Annotated in this window: 15 protein-coding genes and 2 tRNA genes; 2 read left to right on the top strand and 15 right to left on the bottom strand. The window is 67.5% G+C overall.

Annotated features, from left to right (window positions below):
- Positions 1-22: 22 nt before the first annotated feature.
- Entirely contained in the window at positions 23-910 is an 888-nt protein-coding gene (locus MNQ99_RS09360) for an ABC transporter permease (RefSeq protein WP_127513733.1), read from the bottom strand.
- A complete protein-coding gene (locus tag MNQ99_RS09355; RefSeq protein WP_241912753.1) occupies positions 910-2217 on the bottom strand; it encodes a quaternary amine ABC transporter ATP-binding protein in 1308 nt (435 codons plus the stop codon). Before MNQ99_RS09355 ends, MNQ99_RS09360 begins: the two co-directional genes overlap by 1 nt.
- 912 nt (positions 2218-3129) lie before the next feature.
- On the opposite strand from MNQ99_RS09355, the gene MNQ99_RS09350 reads away from it, so the two are divergent.
- The gene (locus MNQ99_RS09350; RefSeq protein WP_241912752.1) at positions 3130-4329 is read left to right on the top strand and encodes a cysteine desulfurase-like protein; all 1200 of its coding nucleotides are present in this window, start codon (positions 3130-3132) and stop codon (positions 4327-4329) included.
- Between the two features lie 100 nt (positions 4330-4429).
- On the opposite strand, the gene MNQ99_RS09345 is transcribed toward MNQ99_RS09350, so the two are convergent.
- The 12 genes from MNQ99_RS09345 to MNQ99_RS09290 all read right to left on the bottom strand — a co-directional run bounded on the left by MNQ99_RS09345 (position 4430) and on the right by MNQ99_RS09290 (position 16810).
- Positions 4430-4505, bottom strand: a tRNA-Ala gene (locus MNQ99_RS09345).
- 74 nt (positions 4506-4579) lie between these two features.
- A tRNA-Ala gene (locus MNQ99_RS09340) sits at positions 4580-4652 on the bottom strand.
- 154 nt (positions 4653-4806) lie between these two features.
- Complete coding sequence (gene rsfS, locus MNQ99_RS09335) at positions 4807-5193, bottom strand: ribosome silencing factor (protein WP_127513729.1); 387 nt, start codon at positions 5191-5193, stop codon at positions 4807-4809.
- Between the two features lie 40 nt (positions 5194-5233).
- Positions 5234-6673 carry a hypothetical protein gene (locus tag MNQ99_RS09330; RefSeq protein ID WP_241912751.1) on the bottom strand — a complete coding sequence of 480 codons (1440 nt, stop codon included), beginning with the start codon at positions 6671-6673 and terminating at the stop codon, positions 5234-5236.
- Between the two features lie 34 nt (positions 6674-6707).
- On the bottom strand, positions 6708-7352 hold the full coding sequence (gene nadD, locus MNQ99_RS09325; protein ID WP_422387527.1) for a nicotinate-nucleotide adenylyltransferase: 645 nt from the start codon (positions 7350-7352) through the stop codon (positions 6708-6710).
- A gap of 42 nt (positions 7353-7394) precedes the next feature.
- Positions 7395-7628 (bottom strand): hypothetical protein, encoded by a 234-nt coding sequence (locus MNQ99_RS09320; RefSeq protein ID WP_241912749.1) that lies wholly within the window; start codon positions 7626-7628, stop codon positions 7395-7397.
- Between the two features lie 127 nt (positions 7629-7755).
- Positions 7756-9072, bottom strand: coding sequence for a glutamate-5-semialdehyde dehydrogenase (locus MNQ99_RS09315; RefSeq protein WP_241912748.1), 1317 nt, complete (start codon positions 9070-9072; stop codon positions 7756-7758).
- An 80-nt stretch (positions 9073-9152) separates the two neighbouring features.
- Complete coding sequence (proB, locus tag MNQ99_RS09310) at positions 9153-10298, bottom strand: glutamate 5-kinase (protein WP_127513721.1); 1146 nt, start codon at positions 10296-10298, stop codon at positions 9153-9155.
- On the bottom strand, positions 10276-11826 hold the full coding sequence (obgE, locus tag MNQ99_RS09305) for a GTPase ObgE (protein ID WP_422387441.1): 1551 nt from the start codon (positions 11824-11826) through the stop codon (positions 10276-10278). The genes proB and obgE overlap by 23 nt, the downstream gene beginning before the upstream one ends.
- Positions 11827-11953: 127 nt before the next feature.
- Positions 11954-12214 (bottom strand): 50S ribosomal protein L27, encoded by a 261-nt coding sequence (rpmA, locus tag MNQ99_RS09300; RefSeq protein ID WP_127513717.1) that lies wholly within the window; start codon positions 12212-12214, stop codon positions 11954-11956.
- Between the two features lie 53 nt (positions 12215-12267).
- Positions 12268-12576, bottom strand: coding sequence for a 50S ribosomal protein L21 (gene rplU / locus MNQ99_RS09295; RefSeq protein WP_127513859.1), 309 nt, complete (start codon positions 12574-12576; stop codon positions 12268-12270).
- A gap of 358 nt (positions 12577-12934) precedes the next feature.
- Positions 12935-16810 carry an Rne/Rng family ribonuclease gene (locus MNQ99_RS09290; protein WP_241915225.1) on the bottom strand — a complete coding sequence of 1292 codons (3876 nt, stop codon included), beginning with the start codon at positions 16808-16810 and terminating at the stop codon, positions 12935-12937.
- Positions 16811-17231: 421 nt separating this feature from the next.
- Between MNQ99_RS09290 and MNQ99_RS09285 the strand changes: the two genes are divergently transcribed.
- On the top strand, positions 17232-17882 hold the full coding sequence (locus tag MNQ99_RS09285; RefSeq protein ID WP_127513713.1) for a vitamin K epoxide reductase family protein: 651 nt from the start codon (positions 17232-17234) through the stop codon (positions 17880-17882).
- 82 nt (positions 17883-17964) lie between these two features.
- Here the strand turns inward: MNQ99_RS09285 and ndk are convergent, their stop codons facing one another.
- Positions 17965-18381, bottom strand: a complete 417-nt coding sequence (gene ndk, locus MNQ99_RS09280; protein WP_241915224.1) for a nucleoside-diphosphate kinase — start codon at positions 18379-18381, stop codon at positions 17965-17967.
- Positions 18382-18551: the final 170 nt, after the last annotated feature.

Raw genomic sequence — 18551 nt, 5'->3', positions numbered from 1 at the left:
ATTGGTCTTGGAGCTACGCGTGTCAGGCGTTCTGCAGACTTTGTTTCGCCGGCCGGCCGGCGCGCTGGCGCCCGCCGGGCCGCGAGGCCTTGCCCACGCTGGCGGTTACTCGGTCCAGGAAGATGGCGAGGATGACCACGGCCAGTCCGGCTTCGAAACCGAGGCCGGCGTCGATCCGGTTCAGGCTGGCGACCACTTCGCCGCCCAACCCGCCGGCGCCGACCATGCCGGCGATGACCACCATGGACAGGGCCAGCATGATCACCTGGTTGATGCCGGCCATGATCGTGGGCATGGCCAGCGGCAGTTGGATCTTGCGCAGGATGCTGCCGGGGCTGGAACCGAAGGCGTATCCCGCCTCCACCACTTCCTTGTCCACCCCGCGGATGCCCAGCTCGGTGAACCGCACACCGGGTGCCATGGAGAAGATGATGGTGGCGATGATGCCGGGAACCACGCCCACCCGGAACATCACCAGGGCGGGAATCAGGTACACCATGGCGGGCATGGTCTGCATGAAGTCCAGAATCGGCCGGATGATGGCCGAGGCGGTGGCGGAACTGGCGGCCAGTATGCCCGCCGGGACGCTGATAACAATCGCCACCACGGTGGCCACGATGACCAGCGCGAACGACTCCATGGCGTGGTCCCACTGGTTCACGCCGACAATCAGCAGGAAGCCCACCGCGGTCCCCAGTGCCAGCTTCCAGCCCTTGGCCGCGTAAGCGATGGCAGCGAACACGATGATAATCACCAATGACGGAGGCGTGATGAGCAGCCACTCCAGGCTGTCGTAAGCGCCCAGGAAGACGCTGCGGATGAAGGCGAAGACACCGGCAAAGGTCGCCAACAGCCAGTCAAGAGCGACGTCGACCCAGTCGCCCAGCGGGATGCGGAATTCGAGATCCATTAGCGGGTTCCCCCTTCAGCCGATGTCGTGACATCCATCGATGTCTTGTTGAGAGTGCGCGTGACTTCCTGTTCGGGAATCGGCGCGGGAGCGCTTTCGACGATCGGAATGTCTGTGGTGCTGGAGGGCACGTTGCCCAGGGCCGCCAGCAGCGTCACCCGGGGTATCACGCCCACCAGCCGGCCCTCGTCGTCGACCACGGGCAGCGGGATGGGACTCTCCACGGCCAGGCCAAAGAGCTCCGAGAGCGGGGTCTCGGCACGCACCGGCCCGTTGCCGTTGCGGACCGCGGCGGCCAAGTCCGGCGCCCGCGATTCGACCAGATGCATCACATCCCGGTCGCGTACCGTGCCGAAGAAGGTTCGTCGCCGGTCCACTACGAAGGCTGCCGAAGTCTGCAGGTCGCGCATGGTGCGCAGCGCGTTCCGCGGTCCGCCCGAGAGATTGACGACGGCGCGGGCCGGCTCCATCACCGATCCGGCGGTCAGCACCCGTGTCCGGTCCACATCCTGGACGAACTGCGCCACGTAATCATTCGCGGGGTGAGTCAGGATGTCGTCGGGGGTGCCGATCTGCACAATCCGGCCGTCTCGCATCACCGCGATCCGGTCGCCCAGGAACATGGCCTCGTTCAGGTCGTGCGTGATGAACACAATGGTCTTGCCCAGGTCCGCCTGCAGTGCGACCAACTGTTCCTGCATTTCGCGGCGGATCAGCGGGTCCAGGGCGGAGAAGGCTTCGTCCATCAACAGAATGTCGGTCTCCGCGCACAGCGCACGGGCCAGCCCGACGCGCTGCTGCATACCGCCGGAGAGTTCAGCCGGGAACTTGTCGCCCCAGCCTTCCAGCCCCACCAGCTTCAGCACCTTCTCGGCCCGGGCCAGCCGTTCGGCCTTGGCCACGCCCTGAACCTCGAGGGCGTAGGCGGCGTTGTCCGCCACGGTGCGGTGCGGCATCAGGGCGAAGTGCTGGAACACCATCGAGATCTTTTGCTGCCGGACCTTCCGGAGCTCGCCGTCGGAGATGGTCGAAATATCCGTGCCGCCGACCACCACGCTGCCCGCGGTCTGCGGCTGCAGCCCGTTGAGGGTGCGGATCAACGTCGACTTGCCGGAGCCGGAGAGCCCCATCACCACGAAAATTTCGCCGGCCCGGACGTCGAACGACGCGTCGATCACCGCGGCGGTCCCCAGAGCGGAGACCTCCTCGCGCGTCTTTCCGGCTTTCAGGCGCTTGACGGCTTCGGCCGGTCGTTTACCGAAGACCTTGTAGACATTTTGTACGCTCAGTGCGATTTGTTCGTTCACTACGGCCCATCTACGCTGCGGCGCCGCCAGGAGCGGACGGTTTTGCAACGATTGGTGCTTGGTCTGCGGACAAATACACGCGTCAAACTCATAGGCTCCTGGTTGCCGCGGTCACGGCGCCCAGAAAGACGGTTTCGCCGAAGCGATGACGGGAAGCTCCCCCAACCGCCAGTTCGACGTCCAGCACATGTGGACTTCTGCCACGGGTCTTCGTGGCTTGGCCACATGCTGTTCGTATTACTGGTTGTTCGTCCCCCACCGTAACAATCCGCTGTTCACTCTGAGCTGAATATTGGACTGAAATCGGTAAAGTCATTGCAGGCTAGCAGCGGTTTGGCCCTGAAATCCCGGGGCTGGGAAGGAGTTATGCCATCGTGACCACCGGCGCGGCAAACCGGCGTTTTTGGCAATTGGGTGCGTCCTGCGCAACACATTTGCCTCACTAGTACGGGACGACCGTGGCTGTCCGTTCCCCCGCAGGCGGGCGGGCACTCTCGAAGCGTTCTCCGCCGGTCCACGAATCAGCACCGGCCCGAGGGGTCCGGCTCGGACCGGCGCACTTCCGGGCACGACAGAACAGGCCCTTGCTGGCCGACGAATGATCAACTTCGGTGCCCTCGCACACGGCGTCGTTAGGGCCTTCGGGAAACCGCGGGAAGACACCCGCCTGCCTCCCTTCAGAAAGCGCCCGGCAGCCAAGCAGGCCGCCGCTCAGCGCCATAGCTCGCGGAGGTGATATCGAATCGACATGGAAGTCTGCTTGGCAAACGACGCGAGTGGTGTAACGCTCGACACACGCGAGCAAGCCGCGATCATCATGGCCGACAAGCAGAGTTGCCCCTCTGCGCGCGCATTATCCCGACCACGCACCGCCCCTTTTACAGGACAAGCACACTCGACCTGAGGAGAAGCATGACGTACGACGTTTCCGCCATACGCGCCGAGTTCCCGTCGCTGACGTCTGGACTGGCCCATTTCGATGGCCCCGGAGGCACCCAGACTCCGGCGGTCGTGGGAGAGGCGATAGCCCGCACCCTGACCGGCCCGTTGTCCAACCGCGGCACACTGGTCGCCAGCGAAGGCAACGCCGAGAACGCCGTGGAAGGTTTCCGCACCGCCGTAGCCGACCTGCTCGGCGCCTCGCCCGAGGGGATCGTCTATGGGCGCAGCGCCACCCAGATCGCCTACGACTTCTCGCGCACTTTGGCGAAGACCTGGAAACCAGGTGGCGAGATCGTCGTCACGGGTCTCGACCACGACTCCAACATCCGCCCCTGGCTCCAAGCCGCCCAGACAGCGGGGGTCACCGTCCGCTGGATTCCGCTCGACCCCGCCACCGCAGAACTTGACCTGTCCGGGCTCGGCGAGATCGTCAATGAGCGCACCCGCCTGGTCGCCGTCACAGCCGCTTCCAACCTGCTAGGCACCAAGCCCCCCGTCGCCCGAATCGCGGCACGCGCGCACGAAGTCGGTGCCCTCGTCTACGTCGACGGCGTCCATTACACTGCCCACACCGCAGTTGACATCAAGGCACTGGGCGCGGACTTCTTCACTTGCTCGCCGTATAAGTTCTTCGGACCGCACTGCGCCGCTCTCGCCGCCGACCCCGCCCTGCTGGAAACCCTGAAACCCGACAAGCTGCTCCCCTCTACCAACAACGTCCCCGAGCGATTCGAGCTCGGCACCCTGCCCTACGAGATCATGACCGGCACGACGGCGGCCGTGGACTTCATCGCCGGCCTCGCACCGGTCGACGGCACCCGCCGGGAACGGCTTATCGCCGCCCACCACCTCATCGAGCAGCACGAATTGCGCCTACGTCACCGCATCGAAGAAGGTATCGCCAGTCTCGGGGACCGCGTTACCGTCCACTCGACCGCCTCCGATCGCACGCCGACGCTGTTCTTCACCTTCCGCGACAAGAACGCCGCTGAGGCCTCCCGGTTCCTCGCGGACGGCGACATCCACGCCCCTGTCGGCAACTTCTATGCCCACGAGCCCTTCCAAGCCCTCAACCTCACCGTCGATGCCGGCATGCGCATCGGACTCGCCCCCTACAACGACGACGCCGAGGTCGACCGACTGATCACTGCGCTGTCGGAGTTCCTCTGAGGACGGTGCAACCCAGACAAACGAAAACACCCCGGTCCGAAGACCGGGGTGTCAAACGATGACCGGAGTCATCCGCGAGGGATGTCTCAACTCATCACCTTGGTGGAGCTGAGGGGACTCGAACCCCTGACCCCCTGCATGCCATGCAGGTGCGCTACCAGCTGCGCCACAGCCCCTTGAAATGGAAGTCTTTGCCGACGTGTCAGCGGTTATTCCACAGCGTGAATATCACCGATGGTGTCTTCACGAGTGGAGCTGAGGGGACTCGAACCCCTGACCCCCTGCATGCCATGCAGGTGCGCTACCAGCTGCGCCACAGCCCCGTTGTCCTTGCGGATTCCGTGCCGCTTCCTTCGAAGCAACTTGAATATTCTATGCAGAGATCAGCACGGAATCCAAATCAGCAGACGGGTTCGGAACGTGCCACCGACGCCGCGCAGGACGGTACCATGCGGCAGGTGCCACGTTCCCCCTCGGCTACTCAGTCCCCGTTGACGCCGGCTTCTCGTCCAGTTGCAGGTCGATGGACGGGCAATCCTTCCATAGCCGTTCCAGGGCGTAGAAGACGCGGTCCTCCTGGTGCTGCACGTGGATGACAACGCCGGCGTAGTCCAGCAGTACCCAGCGTCCTTCGGAGCGGCCTTCACGGCGGACAGGGCGCAGATCCTGCTTGTGCAGTTCTTCTTCGATGCCGTCGACGATCGCGTTGACCTGCCGTTCGGTCTGCGCAGAGGCGATCAGGAACACATCGGTGATGGCCAGCCGCTCGCTGACATCGATAGCGACGATGTCTTCGGCGATTTTGTCGCTGGCAGCCTTGGCGGCGGCGCGCGCAATGGCGATAGAGCTTTCGGGTGCGGTCATGTGTCTCCTTGAAATGTAAACCAGCTATTGATTGGCGGTTTCAGCCGCCGAAAAGTCCAAGCATCATGGCGATTCCCGCTGCGAAGGCAGCGGCGCCAAGCACCAGAGCGGCCCCAACGGCCAGCCGGGTCCGATGCACCCGGGCCAGCCCAGCGGTCCGGGCGTCGAGTGGGTCCAGGCCGTGGGCGCTGCTGGCCTTGAGCGGGTGGATGGTAGCGCTGCGCCCCCCGGCCAACGCTTCGGCCTCGGCCAGGATCTTTGACCGCGGAGCGGCACCCGTTGCCTGGGCCGCGCGGGGTGCGGGCGTAGCCTCCCGCGGCACCGGCACAGCCCGGGTTGTGGCGGAAGCTTCCGTCTTCGGTGCCTGCGCGGCGGGCCGCCGCGGTGCGGGAGCCGCCTGCCGGGCGGGAGTCGTTTGCCGGGCGGGAGCCGGCTGGGCCGGAGCCGGCACTACCGGTGTGGTCACCACGGGAAGGTAGGACGTCGAGGACGGCCGGAGCACATGCTGGTCGGATCCAGGCACGGCCACAAACTCCATCGGCGCCGATGCGATGTCCGCTATCGGCCGGTCCGAGGCCGAGTGCCGGCGCTGTTCGTTCTGGTCGCTCAGCCGCTTCTTGTCGGCTGCCCGGCGGTTGAGGACTGCGGCACGCTCGGCCAGAGCCTTCTGCTGCGCCAGCAGTTCCAAGTCCACGTCATGTGGAGACTGTTCCTGCCTGGCCTCCATCATGGCGACCATATTCTTGGCCTGGCCCATCAGCAGGTCGCGGGCGGCCAAGGCCTGCTCCACGCTCATCTCGCCGGCGTCGACTGCCTCGCGTCCGGCGGCAGAGAGCAGCTGCTCCTGCCCCTCGGGCTGAGGCTGGACCGGGTGCCGGCCGGTGTCACCGCTGCGCCGGGCGCGGCGGCCGCCTTCGATCGGCGGACGCTGCGGCTCATACGGGGCATCGGCCGGAGCGGCCGAGGTGCGCGCCCGGCCGTCCGCCGGAGCAGCCGCGGTGCGGGCCCGGCCGCCCGTTGGCTCGGCTGAGGTACGGGCCGGACCGGCAGCCGGAGCGCCAGAGCCACCGGCCCGTCCGGGGTCCGGAGTACGGGCGGGGCCATCAACCGGAGCATCCGGGGCGAGCCCGGGGTTTCCACGCTGCAATTGCTGTTGGCGCAGCTGGCGTCTGGTCGGCACCTGTTCCCGCTCCGGGGCGGGGATCTGCGGCAGCGCTGCGGTCAAGGTCTTGAGCGCACGGCGTGCCTCACGCTCGCGGGCGCGGGTCTGCGAGGACCGCTCGCCCTGGCGTTCGCGGGAGGCTGGCGGGCCGTCACCGGAGGCTGCGGGAGCGTCTTCCCCGCCGTCGACCGGGGCACTTGCTTGGGCATCCGGTGCCTGCGGGACGATCCCGGAGGCAGACTCCGGACCCGTACCTGCGCCATCGCGCTGCCTCCGGAGGTCCCGGCGGCTGCGCGGCGGCTGGGATTGATTGCTCATGCTTTGCTGATCACCCAGTAATAAACGACTGATTTCATTGGCTCGGTTCAAGTTGGCTCGTCAACGCGGCGCCCTGCGACGAGCGCCGGTAGAGACCGTACTTGGCTATGTACTGTACTACGCCGTCCGGAACCAAGTACCAGACGGGCTGGTCATCGGCCACGCGCTCCCGACAATCCGTGGACGAAATCGCCATCGCCGGAACCTCCAGCAGGCTGACGTCCTTGCGGCCCAGATTATGCAGTTCATGCCCCGGCCGGGTCACGCCAACGAAGTGTGCCAACGACCACAACTCGTCAATGTCTTTCCAGGACATGATCTGCGCCAGCGCGTCCGCACCGGTGATGAAGAATAGTTCCGCGTCGGGTCGCGCCGCGCGCAGGTCCCGCAGCGTATCAATGGTGTAGGTCAGGCCCGGACGTTCTATATCCACCCGGCTGACCGTGAACCGCGGGTTTGACGCGGTGGCGATCACGGTCATCAGGTAGCGGTGTTCGGCCGGGCTGACGTCGCGCCCGGTCTTCTGCCACGGCTGGCCGGTGGGTACGAAGACCACCTCGTCCAGGCCAAACACGGACGCTACTTCGCTGGCTGCTACCAAGTGCCCGTGGTGGATCGGATCGAACGTTCCGCCCATGACGCCAAGCCGGAGCTTGCGCCCCGGGTAAGTGAGGTGCAGTTCTCCGGCTGGCGGGGCTTTGACAGGCAGCGGCACGAACGGCTAGTGGCGCGCGGCTTGGCCGTGATCGTGCTTGTTCGGGTGCTGGCGGTGCGGGTCCGCCTGCTCCTCGACGGCCGAGTGGCGCTGGCCCACACTGGTAAACGCGATCGTGGCGAACATCAGGAGCACGAAGAAGGCCATGATTCCGGCGCCGATGGTCCACGCGGGGACCGGCAGTTCGACGTGGGCGGCTTCGCTAGCCACGAGTGCGGCGTCGAGGACCTGAGACAGCATGATTCTCCCTTGATGTTTTTCAGTCCGGCCGCGCTCAGGCGGACGGGATATGGCTTCCTACTCATGGTACGCGTTCCGGCAGTGGAACCGTGATTCAGTGCCGGAACCGGGCCGGCCCGCTACAGGGTCAGTCGCGGACCTGGCCGTCGCCCTGGACGATCCATTTGGTGGTGGTCAGCTCCCGCAGGCCCATCGGGCCGCGGGCATGCATCTTCTGCGTGGAAATACCCACTTCCGCACCCAGACCGAGTTCCCCGCCGTCGGTAAACCGGGTGGACGCGTTGACGATCACGGCGGCCGAATCGATCTCGGCGATGAACCGCTCCGCGTTGCGCAGGTCGTTGGTAATGATCGCTTCGGTATGCCCCGTGGTCCAGGTGCGGATGTGCCGCAGCGCATCGTCCATGGAGTCCACCATGGCCACGGCCAGGTCCAGGTCCATGTACTCGCGGGCCCAATCCTCGTCGGTGGCGGCGGTGGCCTGGACGCCGGACGGCAGGATGCCGGCCACGCGCTGGTCCACGTGCAGCCGCACCCCCGCCCCGGCCAGGGCAGCGAGGACATCGGCCGAGGCGGCCGCGTCGCGGTGCACCAGCAGGGTCTCCACGGTGTTGCACACCGACGGCCGCTGGGTCTTGGCGTTGAGCAGGATGTCCACGGCCATCTCCGTGCCCGCCGACTCGTCCAGGTAGATATGGACATTGCCTTCGCCGGTCTCGATCACCGGCACCTTCGCGTTGTTGACCACCGACTGGATCAGCTCGCGTCCGCCGCGCGGAATCAGTACGTCCACCAGCCCGCGCGCCCGCATCAGGGCATTGGCGCCGTCCCGGCCGTACTCGTCCACGCTCTGCACCGCATCGGCGGGCAGCCCAACCCGGTCCAGCGCATCGCGGATGATGCCCAGCAGCGCAACGTTGGTGTGCCGGGCCGCGCTGCCGCCGCGCAGGATCACGGCATTGCCGCTCTTGAGTGCCAGTCCGGCGATGTCCACGGTGACATTCGGGCGTGCCTCGTAGATGGCGGCCACCACACCCATCGGAACATGGACTTGGCGGAGCCGCAGTCCGTTCGGCAGGGTCTGCCCGCGCATCACGGTGCCCACCGGGTCCGGCAGCGCCGCAAGGTTCTCCAGTGCAGCGGCCAGCCCATCGATCCGTTTGCTATCCAGCGTCAGCCGGTCCAGCAGCGCGGCGCTGGTGCCGTTTACCTTGCCCTCGTCCAGGTCCTGGCGGTTGGCCTGCAGCACCACGTCCCGCTTGGCGACCAGCGACTCGGCGATCTCCCGGAGCGCTTTGTCCTTCCACGCCCGGTTGGCCCGTGCCATCCGCCGCGCGGCGTTCCGGGACCGGACCGCGATGGCCTCAACGGCCGCGGCGGCATCCGGCTTGTGGCCGTCCTGGGACGCTTCGGTCGTGGACTGGGAAGAGGCTGTCTGGGTCATACAGCCGATTTTAGCCGGTGCGCCACGGGAAGCACGACGACGGAGGTCACGTTACGCCTCCACCCCGCCGGCGGGGTGGTTTAGAGCACCACCAGATCGTCGACGTGGATGATTTCGCGTTCGTACTGTCGGCCCAGCGACGCCGCGAGTTCCTTGGTGGAGCGGCCGAGCATCCGCGGCAGTTCATAGGAGGAGAAGTTGACCAGTCCGCGGCCCACCACCCGGCCGTCCCCGTCGGCCAGTTCCACCGGATCCCCCGGCTCGAAGTCGCCCTTGACCGAGACGATGCCGGCCGGCAGTAGCGATCGATGCTTGTCCCGCACGGCCTGCACGGCGCCGTCGTCGAGGATGAGCCGGCCCTGCACGGAGGCCAAATGCGCCAGCCACAGCAGCCGCGGCGGCCGGCGGGTGCCGCTGACCGCGAACCACGTTCCAACGTCCTCGCCGGCCAGCGCGCGGGCAGCGTTCGGCGTGGATGTGACCAGTGCAGGGATGCCCGAGCCGGCGGCGATTCCGGCCGCCTCGACCTTGGTCATCATGCCGCCGGTCCCGACGCCCGCGGCGCCGGTGCGGCCAATGTTCACGCCGTCCAAATCCTCCGGCCCGGACACCACGGGAATCCGCCGCGCGCCGTCCTTGGGCGGGCCGTCGTAGAGCGCATCGACGTCGGACAGCAGCAGCAGCGCGTCGGCCTTGACCAGGTGGGCCACCAGCGCGGCCAGCCGGTCGTTGTCGCCGAAGCGGATTTCGTGCGTGGCCACGGTGTCGTTCTCGTTGACCACGGGGACGACGCCGAGGTGCAGCAGCCGGTGCATCGCCCGGTAGGCGTTGGCATAGTGCTGGCGGCGCATCAGGTCCTCGGCGGTCAGCAGCACCTGGCTGACGGTGATGCCGCGGGCGCCGAAGGCCTGCGTGTAGCGGGCCATCAGCAGGCCCTGGCCCACGCTGGCCGCGGCCTGCTGGGTGGCCAGGTCCTTGGGCCGGCGGCCCAGGCCCAGCGGGGCCAGTCCGGCGGAGATGGCGCCGGAGGACACCAGGATGACTTCGGTGCCGGCGTTGCGGCGCGTTGCCAGCACTTCCACCAGGGACAGCAGCGCCTCCTCGGAGATGCCGCCCGCCACCGAAGTCAGTGAGGACGAGCCGACCTTGACCACCAGACGCTCGGCCGTGGCCAGCAGGGTCCGGTCGGCCGCCGTGGCCGGCTCAGAGCTCATCGTCGTCGTCATGGTCTTCCTTCTCGATCCAGACGCCTGACTTGCGCTCGGCCTCGAGCTCGGCGCGGGTGGCGGCCCTGGCCTCCTTGCGCTCTTGGTACTGCTCGCGCTTCTCTTCGCGGGTGGGCCGGATGTACTCCATCAGGCGCAGATCGGTGCCGCGCGGGGAGGACAGCAGTTCCGCGCCGGCGGCCATGGTCGGCTCCCAGTCGAAGACCACTGCGTCGCCCTCACCGATCACCACGGTGTCTCCCGGGCGCGCTCCGGACTTGAACAGCTGGTCCTCGACCCCCAGCTTGGCCAGTCGGTCGGAGAGGTATCCCACGGCTTCGTCGTTGGTGAAGTCGGTCTGCTTGACCCAGCGCTCCGGCTTCTCTCCCAGCACCCGGAAAAGCGGTTCCAGGTTCTTCTCTTCGCGGCGGATGATGAAGCCGCGGTCGTTCACGGACCGCGGGCGCAGCACGGCAGGCGCGACCTTCGGCGGGGCAGCCTTCACTTCGGCGCGCGCCGCGGTGACGATCTCGGCCATGGCGAAGCCCAATTGACGCAGGCCCTCGTGGCTGGAGGCTGACACTTCGAAGACCCGGTAACCGCGCTTTTCCAGCTCGGGCCGGACGAATTCGGCCATGTCGCGGCCGTCCGGCACGTCCACCTTGTTCAGCGCCACCAGCTTGGGGCGCTGGTTCAGCGGCACCACGTCGCCGTCCGCCCCGGCGTAGCTCATGTCCACCGCGTACTGTTCCAGTTCGCGCTCGATGATCGCCAGATCGGAGAGCGGGTCGCGGTCGGCTTCCAGCGCGGCGCAGTCCAGCACATGCACCATGGCCGCGCAGCGCTCCACATGGCGCAGGAAATTGTGGCCCAAGCCCTTGCCCTCGCTGGCGCCTTCGATCAGCCCGGGCACATCGGCGATGGTGAAACGCACGTCGCCGGCCTCCACTACGCCCAGGTTCGGCACCAGCGTGGTGAACGGGTAGTCGGCGATCTTCGGCCGCGCCGCGGACATGGCCGCAATCAGGCTGGACTTGCCCGCGGACGGGAACCCGACCAGCGCCACATCGGCGATGGACTTCAGCTCCAGGACGATGTCCCGCTCGTCGCCCGGAATGCCCAGCAAGGCGAACCCCGGGGCCTTGCGCTTGGCCGATGCCAGCGCGGAGTTGCCGAGCCCGCCCTGGCCGCCGGCAGCGGCCACGAATTCGGTCCCGTGGCCCACCAAGTCGGCGAGTACATCGCCGTTCTTCGTCTTAACCACCGTGCCGTCCGGAACTGGCAGCACCAGCGTGGCGCCGGTCTTGCCGTCGCGCCAGTCCCCCATGCCGGGGCCACCGTTGGTGGCATGGCGGTGCGGGGCGTGGTGGTAGTCCAGCAGCGTGGTGGTCTGGTTATCCACACGGAGGATCACGTCACCGCCGTTGCCGCCGTTGCCGCCGTCGGGCCCGCCCAGGGGCTTGAACTTTTCGCGCTTGACGGAGACGCAACCGTGGCCACCGGATCCGCCGGATACATGCAGGACTACCCGGTCAACGAATGTTGCCACGTGATCGATCTCCTCTATGCCGATGGGCCGGAACTGAAACGGCCCACCAGTGATTCTAGTCTGGTTAAAACACCAGTGAGGCGGACCGTCGGCCCGCCTCACTGGAAAGCATTTTGCTGCTGGAAGATTACTCCGCAGCCGCTGCCACGATGTTGACCACGCGGCGTCCGCGGCGGGTACCGAACTCAACGGCACCGGCCTCAAGGGCGAACAGCGTGTCGTCGCCGCCACGACCGACGTTGGCGCCGGGGTGGAAGTGGGTACCGCGCTGGCGGACGATGATCTCGCCGGCGGAAACTACCTGGCCACCGAAGCGCTTGACGCCCAAGAACTGAGCGTTGGAGTCGCGGCCGTTGCGAGTGGAACTCGCACCCTTCTTATGTGCCATTTGTTTTGCCTACCTTTTGATCTTAGGAACGTTACAGAAAGTCAGCGGACCGCTTACGCGATTCCGGTGACCTTGACCTTGGTCAGTGCAGAACGGTAGCCCTGGCGCTTCTTGTAGCCGGTCTTGTTCTTGTACTTCTGGATGACGATCTTCGGACCGCGGAGATTCTCGACGATCTCGGCGGTGACCTTGACGTTGGCCAAGGCATCGACAGCAGAGGTGACCTTGTCGCCGTCGACCAGGAGCAGAGCAGGCAGCTCGATGGTGCTGCCAGCCTCACCGGGGACGCGGTCAAGGGTCACGAGGTCTCCAACGGAAACCTTTTCTTGGCGGCCGCCGGCGCGGACAATCGCGTACACCACTTGGGAACTCACTTCTCTAGACGTTTATTACAGTTTTTGCTCGAATACGCAGGCACGTTCACGACGGCCTGGAAAGCACTGTGCATCCGCGCCTGCGGGTGGAAACCCTTCGAAGGCGTACGCACCGAAGATCTAGATTACGCTATTGCGGCTATCCGCCGCAAACCAGCGGCTCCGGGAGTGCCGGAGGGGCCCTGCGTGATCCTTTACCTGGCGCGAGCGGACGGGAATCCGCTCGGTCGCACCTAGTAATACTACTGCCGCCATGCCCGGACGCGTGCATTTCCGCTCCGCGACACGGCGGGCACAGCACAGGCCGCGGCCTCAAAGGGTCCGCGGCCTGTCCGATGACACGTTGCTACAGCTCCGAGGCGGGCACTCCCACGCCCAACACCAGCGGAGCGGCGGCTTCGGCCTTTCCTGCTGCCGCCTCGGCCAAGGCGGGCGCTGCCGGCGCCGCTGCGGCGTGCCGGTGGCTGCCGTTGCCCTCCGGGGAGACGGCGGCATCCACGGTCTCCACCGGAGCGTCGGCCGCACCCTGCGGGCTGCTGGCAGCACGACGGCGGCGCGGCTTGCGGACCGGGGCTGCGGCCGGAGCCTGCGGCTCGGCGGCCACGGGCCGGACCTGGTCCGCCGCCACCGACGGCTCGGCCGCCTGGGACTGGACTGCCGCGGCCGGTTCCGGTGCGGCTACCGGGGCGGTCCGCTCCGGCTTCTCCACCGGGGCAACCTTGTTGAAGGCCTCGGTCAGGCTCTCCAGGGTCAGCGACGGCTCAGCCGGCGCGGCCACCGGAGCGTGCGTGGCGCGCGGAATGGCGACGGTTTCGCCGTTGATCTTCAGCACTCCCGCTCCGCCGTCCTCGTCGGCCGTCGCGGCCGGGGCAGCAACTGCGGCAATGCCGGAATCGTCGGCACGGCGCGACCTGCGCTTGCGGCCGGTGGCGGCAGGCTGACCCTGCGCCGGGGCCGTTGCGGCGGCGACGTCGGGCTTGCCCGCCCCGCTGGCTGCGGGGGCTGCTTCGGCGTCGTGCTGTTTGGCCTTGGCCGCCTCAGGGTGCTCTTCCGCCTCGTGGGCGGCATGGGCAGCGGCGGCGATGTTGGCCAGTGCCGCACGGGCGGCCTCGGCCTTGGCCTTGCGCTCGGCGTCGTCCTCCTGCACCACAGGTGCCGGCGTCTCGGAGGGCGACTCCTGCTGGCCCTGGCCGCGGCTGCGGCGCTTCTCGCTGCGGGACTGCCGCTCCGAACGCTTCTCGATCCGGACCTGGTGGTGCTCGGTCGCGGCACCGACGCGTCGGTGCTCGACCGGTTCGTCATGGGTGATCACGCCGCGGCCGGCGCAATGCTCACACTGCTCGCCGAAGACTTCCAGCAGACCGGTGCCCATCCGCTTGCGCGTCATCTGGACCAGGCCCAGCGAGGTCACCTCGGCCACCTGGTGCTTGGTGCGGTCGCGGCCCAGGCACTCGACCAGCCGGCGCAGCACCAGGTCCCGGTTGGACTCCAACACCATGTCGATGAAGTCGATGACGATGATGCCGCCGATATCGCGCAGCCGCAGCTGGCGGACCACTTCCTCGGCCGCCTCCAGGTTGTTCTTGGTGACGGTTTCCTCAAGGTTGCCGCCGGAACCGGTGAACTTGCCGGTGTTGACGTCCACCACGGTCATCGCCTCGGTGCGGTCGATCACCAGCGAGCCGCCGGACGGCAGGAACACCTTGCGGTCCAGCGCCTTGTGGATCTGCTCGTCCAGCCGCTGGGCAGCGAAGATGTCCGTCTCCGACGTCCACTTTTCCAGCCGGTCCACCAGGTCCGGGGCCACGTAGGTCACGTAGGCCTCGATGGTGTCCCAGGCTTCCTCGCCGGAAACCACCAGCTTGGAGAAGTCCTCGTTGAACACGTCGCGGACCACCTTGATGGTCAGGTCCGGCTCCGCGTAGAGCATTTCCGGTGCCAGCGTCTTGGTGGAGCCGGCACGCGATTCGATGCCCTCCCACTGAGCGCGCAGCCGGTTGATGTCGTTCATCAGCTCTTCTTCGCTGGCGCCTTCGGCCGCGGTGCGCACAATCACGCCGGCGCCGTCCGGAACATGTTCCTTCAGGATCTTCTTCAGCCGGTTGCGTTCCACGTCGGGCAGCTTGCGCGAGATGCCGGTCATCGAACCGCCGGGTACATAGACCAGGAAGCGGCCCGGCAGCGAGATCTGGCTGGTCAGGCGGGCGCCCTTGTGGCCCACCGGATCCTTGGTCACCTGCACCAGCACCGAATCACCGGACTTCAAGGCGAGCTCGATCCGGCGCGGCTGACCGTCCAAGTGGGCGGCGTCCCAGTTGACCTCACCGGCGTAGAGCACGGCGTTGCGGCCGCGGCCAATGTCGATGAAGGCCGCTTCCATGCTGGGCAGCACGTTCTGTACCTTGCCCAGGTAGACGTTGCCGATTAGCGAATCCTGCTGCGTCTTGGAGACGAAGTGCTCCGCGAGTACACCGTCTTCGAGCACGCCGATCTGGATCCTGTCGTCGCGCTGGCGGACCACCATCTGGCGGTCGACGGATTCGCGGCGGGCCAAGAACTCGGCCTCGGTGATCACCTGGCGGCGGCGGCCGGACTCGCGGGATTCGCGGCGGCGCTGCTTCTTGGCCTCAAGCCGGGTGGAGCCCTTGACTGAGGCCACCTTGTTGCTGGGAGCGGTCTCCGCCACCGGGCGCGGCGCCCGAACGCGGGTGACAGTGTTGGGCGGATCGTCCTCGGAGCCGCCGGTGAGTTCCAGATCGGCATCGCCGCGGCGACGACGGCGACGGCGGCGCGACGTCACGCCGTCCTTCTCCCCCGCAGCGCCCTCTTCTGCGGATTCGGCGGCCTCGTCGGTTCCTTCGGCGCCGCCCGCCTCGCCGCTGCCGGATTCCTCGGCACGGTTGCGGGTGCGCCCGCGGCGGTTCCGGCGGCTGCGGCGCTGCCCGCCGTCTTCGTCTTCCTCTTCGGAGTCCGCTGCCGCGGCCGTTTCCGGCTTGGCGGCTACGGCGGACAGGTCCGGTGCGTGGAAGAGCAGGGATACCGGCGAGGACGGAATGGTGAACGGATCGTTCCCGGCACCCGCTTCCGCCGCTTCTTCGGCCTGTTCCTCTTCGGCGGCAGAGCCGGCTGCGGGTGCGGGCTGCTCCGCGGCGGTGGCTTCCGCTGTTTCCGTGGCGGCGGGGGCCGTTGCCCCAGTGGAACGACGACGGCGGGAGGGCGCCTTCGCGGGCTGCTCGCCTGCTGGCTCGGTACCGGCGGCCTCAGAGGCTGGCTCGGTGGCTACCCCTGCACCGGCGGCCTGCATAGCCGCGGCGGTCTGAGCGGTGGCTGCCTGGGCGCCCGAAGGGTCCGCTTCCGCGGCCGCGGGCTCCTGCGCGTCGGCCGGGGCCTCGCCTTCGGCGGTGGTCAGTTCGGCGGCAGCCTCGGTGGTCTGCGCCGAGGTGCTGCGGCGGGTCCGGGTCGTGGCGGCAGTGCGACGGCGGCCGGCCGGCTTTTCGGCGGGTTCCTCCGCGCCTTCGGCCTCCAGGATGCCGTCGGCATCGACGGGCTGCTCAACCGGCTGCGCCGCACGGCTGCGGCGCTTGCGGGCCGGCTTGCCTGCGGCGTCGTCATCGGCCTGCACCGCTGGGTCCAGCACGCCGTCCGGAGCGGCTCCGCCGGTGGCCTCGGTCGGCTCGGCGGCAGGCTGTGCGTCGGTGCCTTCCTGCAGTGCCGCTTCCTGAGCTGCTGCTTCCGCGGCCTTCTGCGCGGCGGTCTTGCGCGGCTGGCGGGTTCGGGTCTTGGCGGCAGGTGCCGCTTCGGCAGCCGGGGCGGCGTCGGGTCCGCCAACGCTGGCGGCGACAGTCCCTGACGCCGCGGCGGCGGCCTCGTCCTGCTGCGAGGCCTGGGCGGCCGCTGCTTCGGCGGCCTTCTCGGCGGCCGTCTTGCGCGGCCGGCGAGTTCGGGTGGTGGCTGCCTGCGCGGGTCCGGCGGACTGGCTGCCTTCCGGAGCTACCCCGGCTGGCTGCTCCGCCGCCGGAGCCGCATCGGTGCCCGGCGCTGCGGAGGAGGCACCGCCGTCGTTCGTGGAATCAACGGCCGCGGCAGGCAGTTGCACATCCAACTGGTCCTGCGACGGTGCGGACACAGTGGGTTTGCGACGGGGGCGCGGCGGTTTCTTGGCTGTTCCCTCCGGCGACTCGGCCGGTGCGGAGGTAGCGGGTATTACCTGTTCATTATCCATTTAAAGTTTTGCTCCAACCCTTGCGGCACCGGCCACATCCCGGTGCCCTCGGGGGCACGTAGCCGGGTGTCCGGGCGCCTGAGGCTGCCCGCCACCAAAAGTCGTCTTGGTATCACCCGAGCTCGCGCCATCACGTGGGGCGCGGCACACCCGAGGACCAGCGGCGCTTTTCCGTCTGCCGTATCTATCTTCTCTTCACCGGCAGGGCCGCCCGGCGGATTCCCAGCGCCCATCCGGATTGATGGGCTCCTTGTTCGGGAAGCGTCGCCGACGGACCTGGAAGCCTGTCGCTGGACCAATAGCAGCATGTGGGGCCGCTATCAGCCACGATCATTCTCTCACACCGGGTCCGTTTTGGTGAGTATTAGCCGTTCCCTCCGGCGTAGAATCAAGCCAATTGCCCCCGAGCTCGAGGAACACGGTGCACACCGACGCGCAACCCTCCACATCCCTGGCCTCCACCGCCTCCGGCCACCGACCGGACAGCGAGGTCCCCGGCATCGCCCGGGAAAAACCGTTCGCTTGGCTGCTGCTGATCACCGGCGTCTTCGGCTGGATCATGTCCGGCATCCTGGTGCTCGAGCGGCTGGCCACCTATGCGGACCCGGGCCACGTGACCAGCTGCGACATCAACCCGTGGGTCTCCTGCGGCAAGGTGTTCCTGCACTGGCAGGCCTCGCTCTTCGGCTTCCCCAACCCGCTGATCGGCATCGTCGCCTTCGCGGTTCCCATCACGACGGCGGTGGCGATCCTTGCCGGGGCACGGTTCCGCCGCTGGTACTGGATCGGCCTGCAGAGCGGCGTCACACTGGGCTTCATCTTTATCGTCTGGCTGTGGAGCCAGGCGCTCTACGACATCCATATCCTGTGCCTGTATTGCATGGGCGTGTGGGCCGCGATGATCGCGATGATGGTTCACACCACTGCGCGGAACCTGGCGCACGGGGTCATCAAGGCGCCCGCCGGCGTGGTCCGCTTTGCCGGCAGCTGGGCCTGGACCATCACGGCGCTGCTGTGGATCGTGACCGCCGGGACCATCTTCCTGGCCTTCATCGACGCGTTCCTGGGCTGATGTTGCTGCGCTGATTTTCGGCTTAAATAGCCAGAGGCCGCGTCCCCGTTCGGGATCGCGGCCTCTGTGCGTTGGGCTGGGCCTAGGAGAACCAGATGCCGATCTCGCGCTCGGCGGACTCCGGCGAATCCGAACCGTGGACCAGGTTCTGCTGCACCTTGACGCCCCAGTCGCGGCCGAAGTCGCCGCGGATCGTGCCGGGAGCGGCTGTGGTGGGGTCGGTGGTGCCGGCCAGCGACCGGAAGCCCTCGATCACGCGGTGCCCCTCGAACACGGCGGCAGCCACCGGGCCGGAGAGCATGAACTCGACCAGCGGCTCGTAGAACGGCTTGCCAATATGCTCTTCGTAGTGCTTCTCCAGCAGTTCGCGGGTGGGCTCCACCAGCTTCAGTTCGGCCAGCGTGTAGCCCTTGGCCTCGATGCGGGCCAGGATGCTGCCGGTGAGACCGCGGGATACGCCGTCGGGCTTGACCAGTACCAGTGTGCGTTCAACGCTCACAATTTCTCCTCTTCGCTTCACGATTAACCCCGTTTATCCTACGGGACGGGCCGGCAGCCCCCGACTGCGGACGGAATTGCCGCGGGCCGCTGGATGGGAGCGCCCGGCTCGGTCCGGCTCGCCGAAGCCCGCACAGCCTTCCACCGGCAAACAGCGCAACTGGGCCTTGG

This window comes from Arthrobacter sulfonylureivorans, assembly GCF_022637435.1.
In the GTDB taxonomy this organism is placed as follows: Bacteria; Actinomycetota; Actinomycetes; order Actinomycetales; family Micrococcaceae; genus Crystallibacter; species Crystallibacter sulfonylureivorans.
The sequence above is the reverse complement of the archived record's forward strand: the minus strand, read 5'-3'. Positions and strand labels throughout refer to the sequence as shown.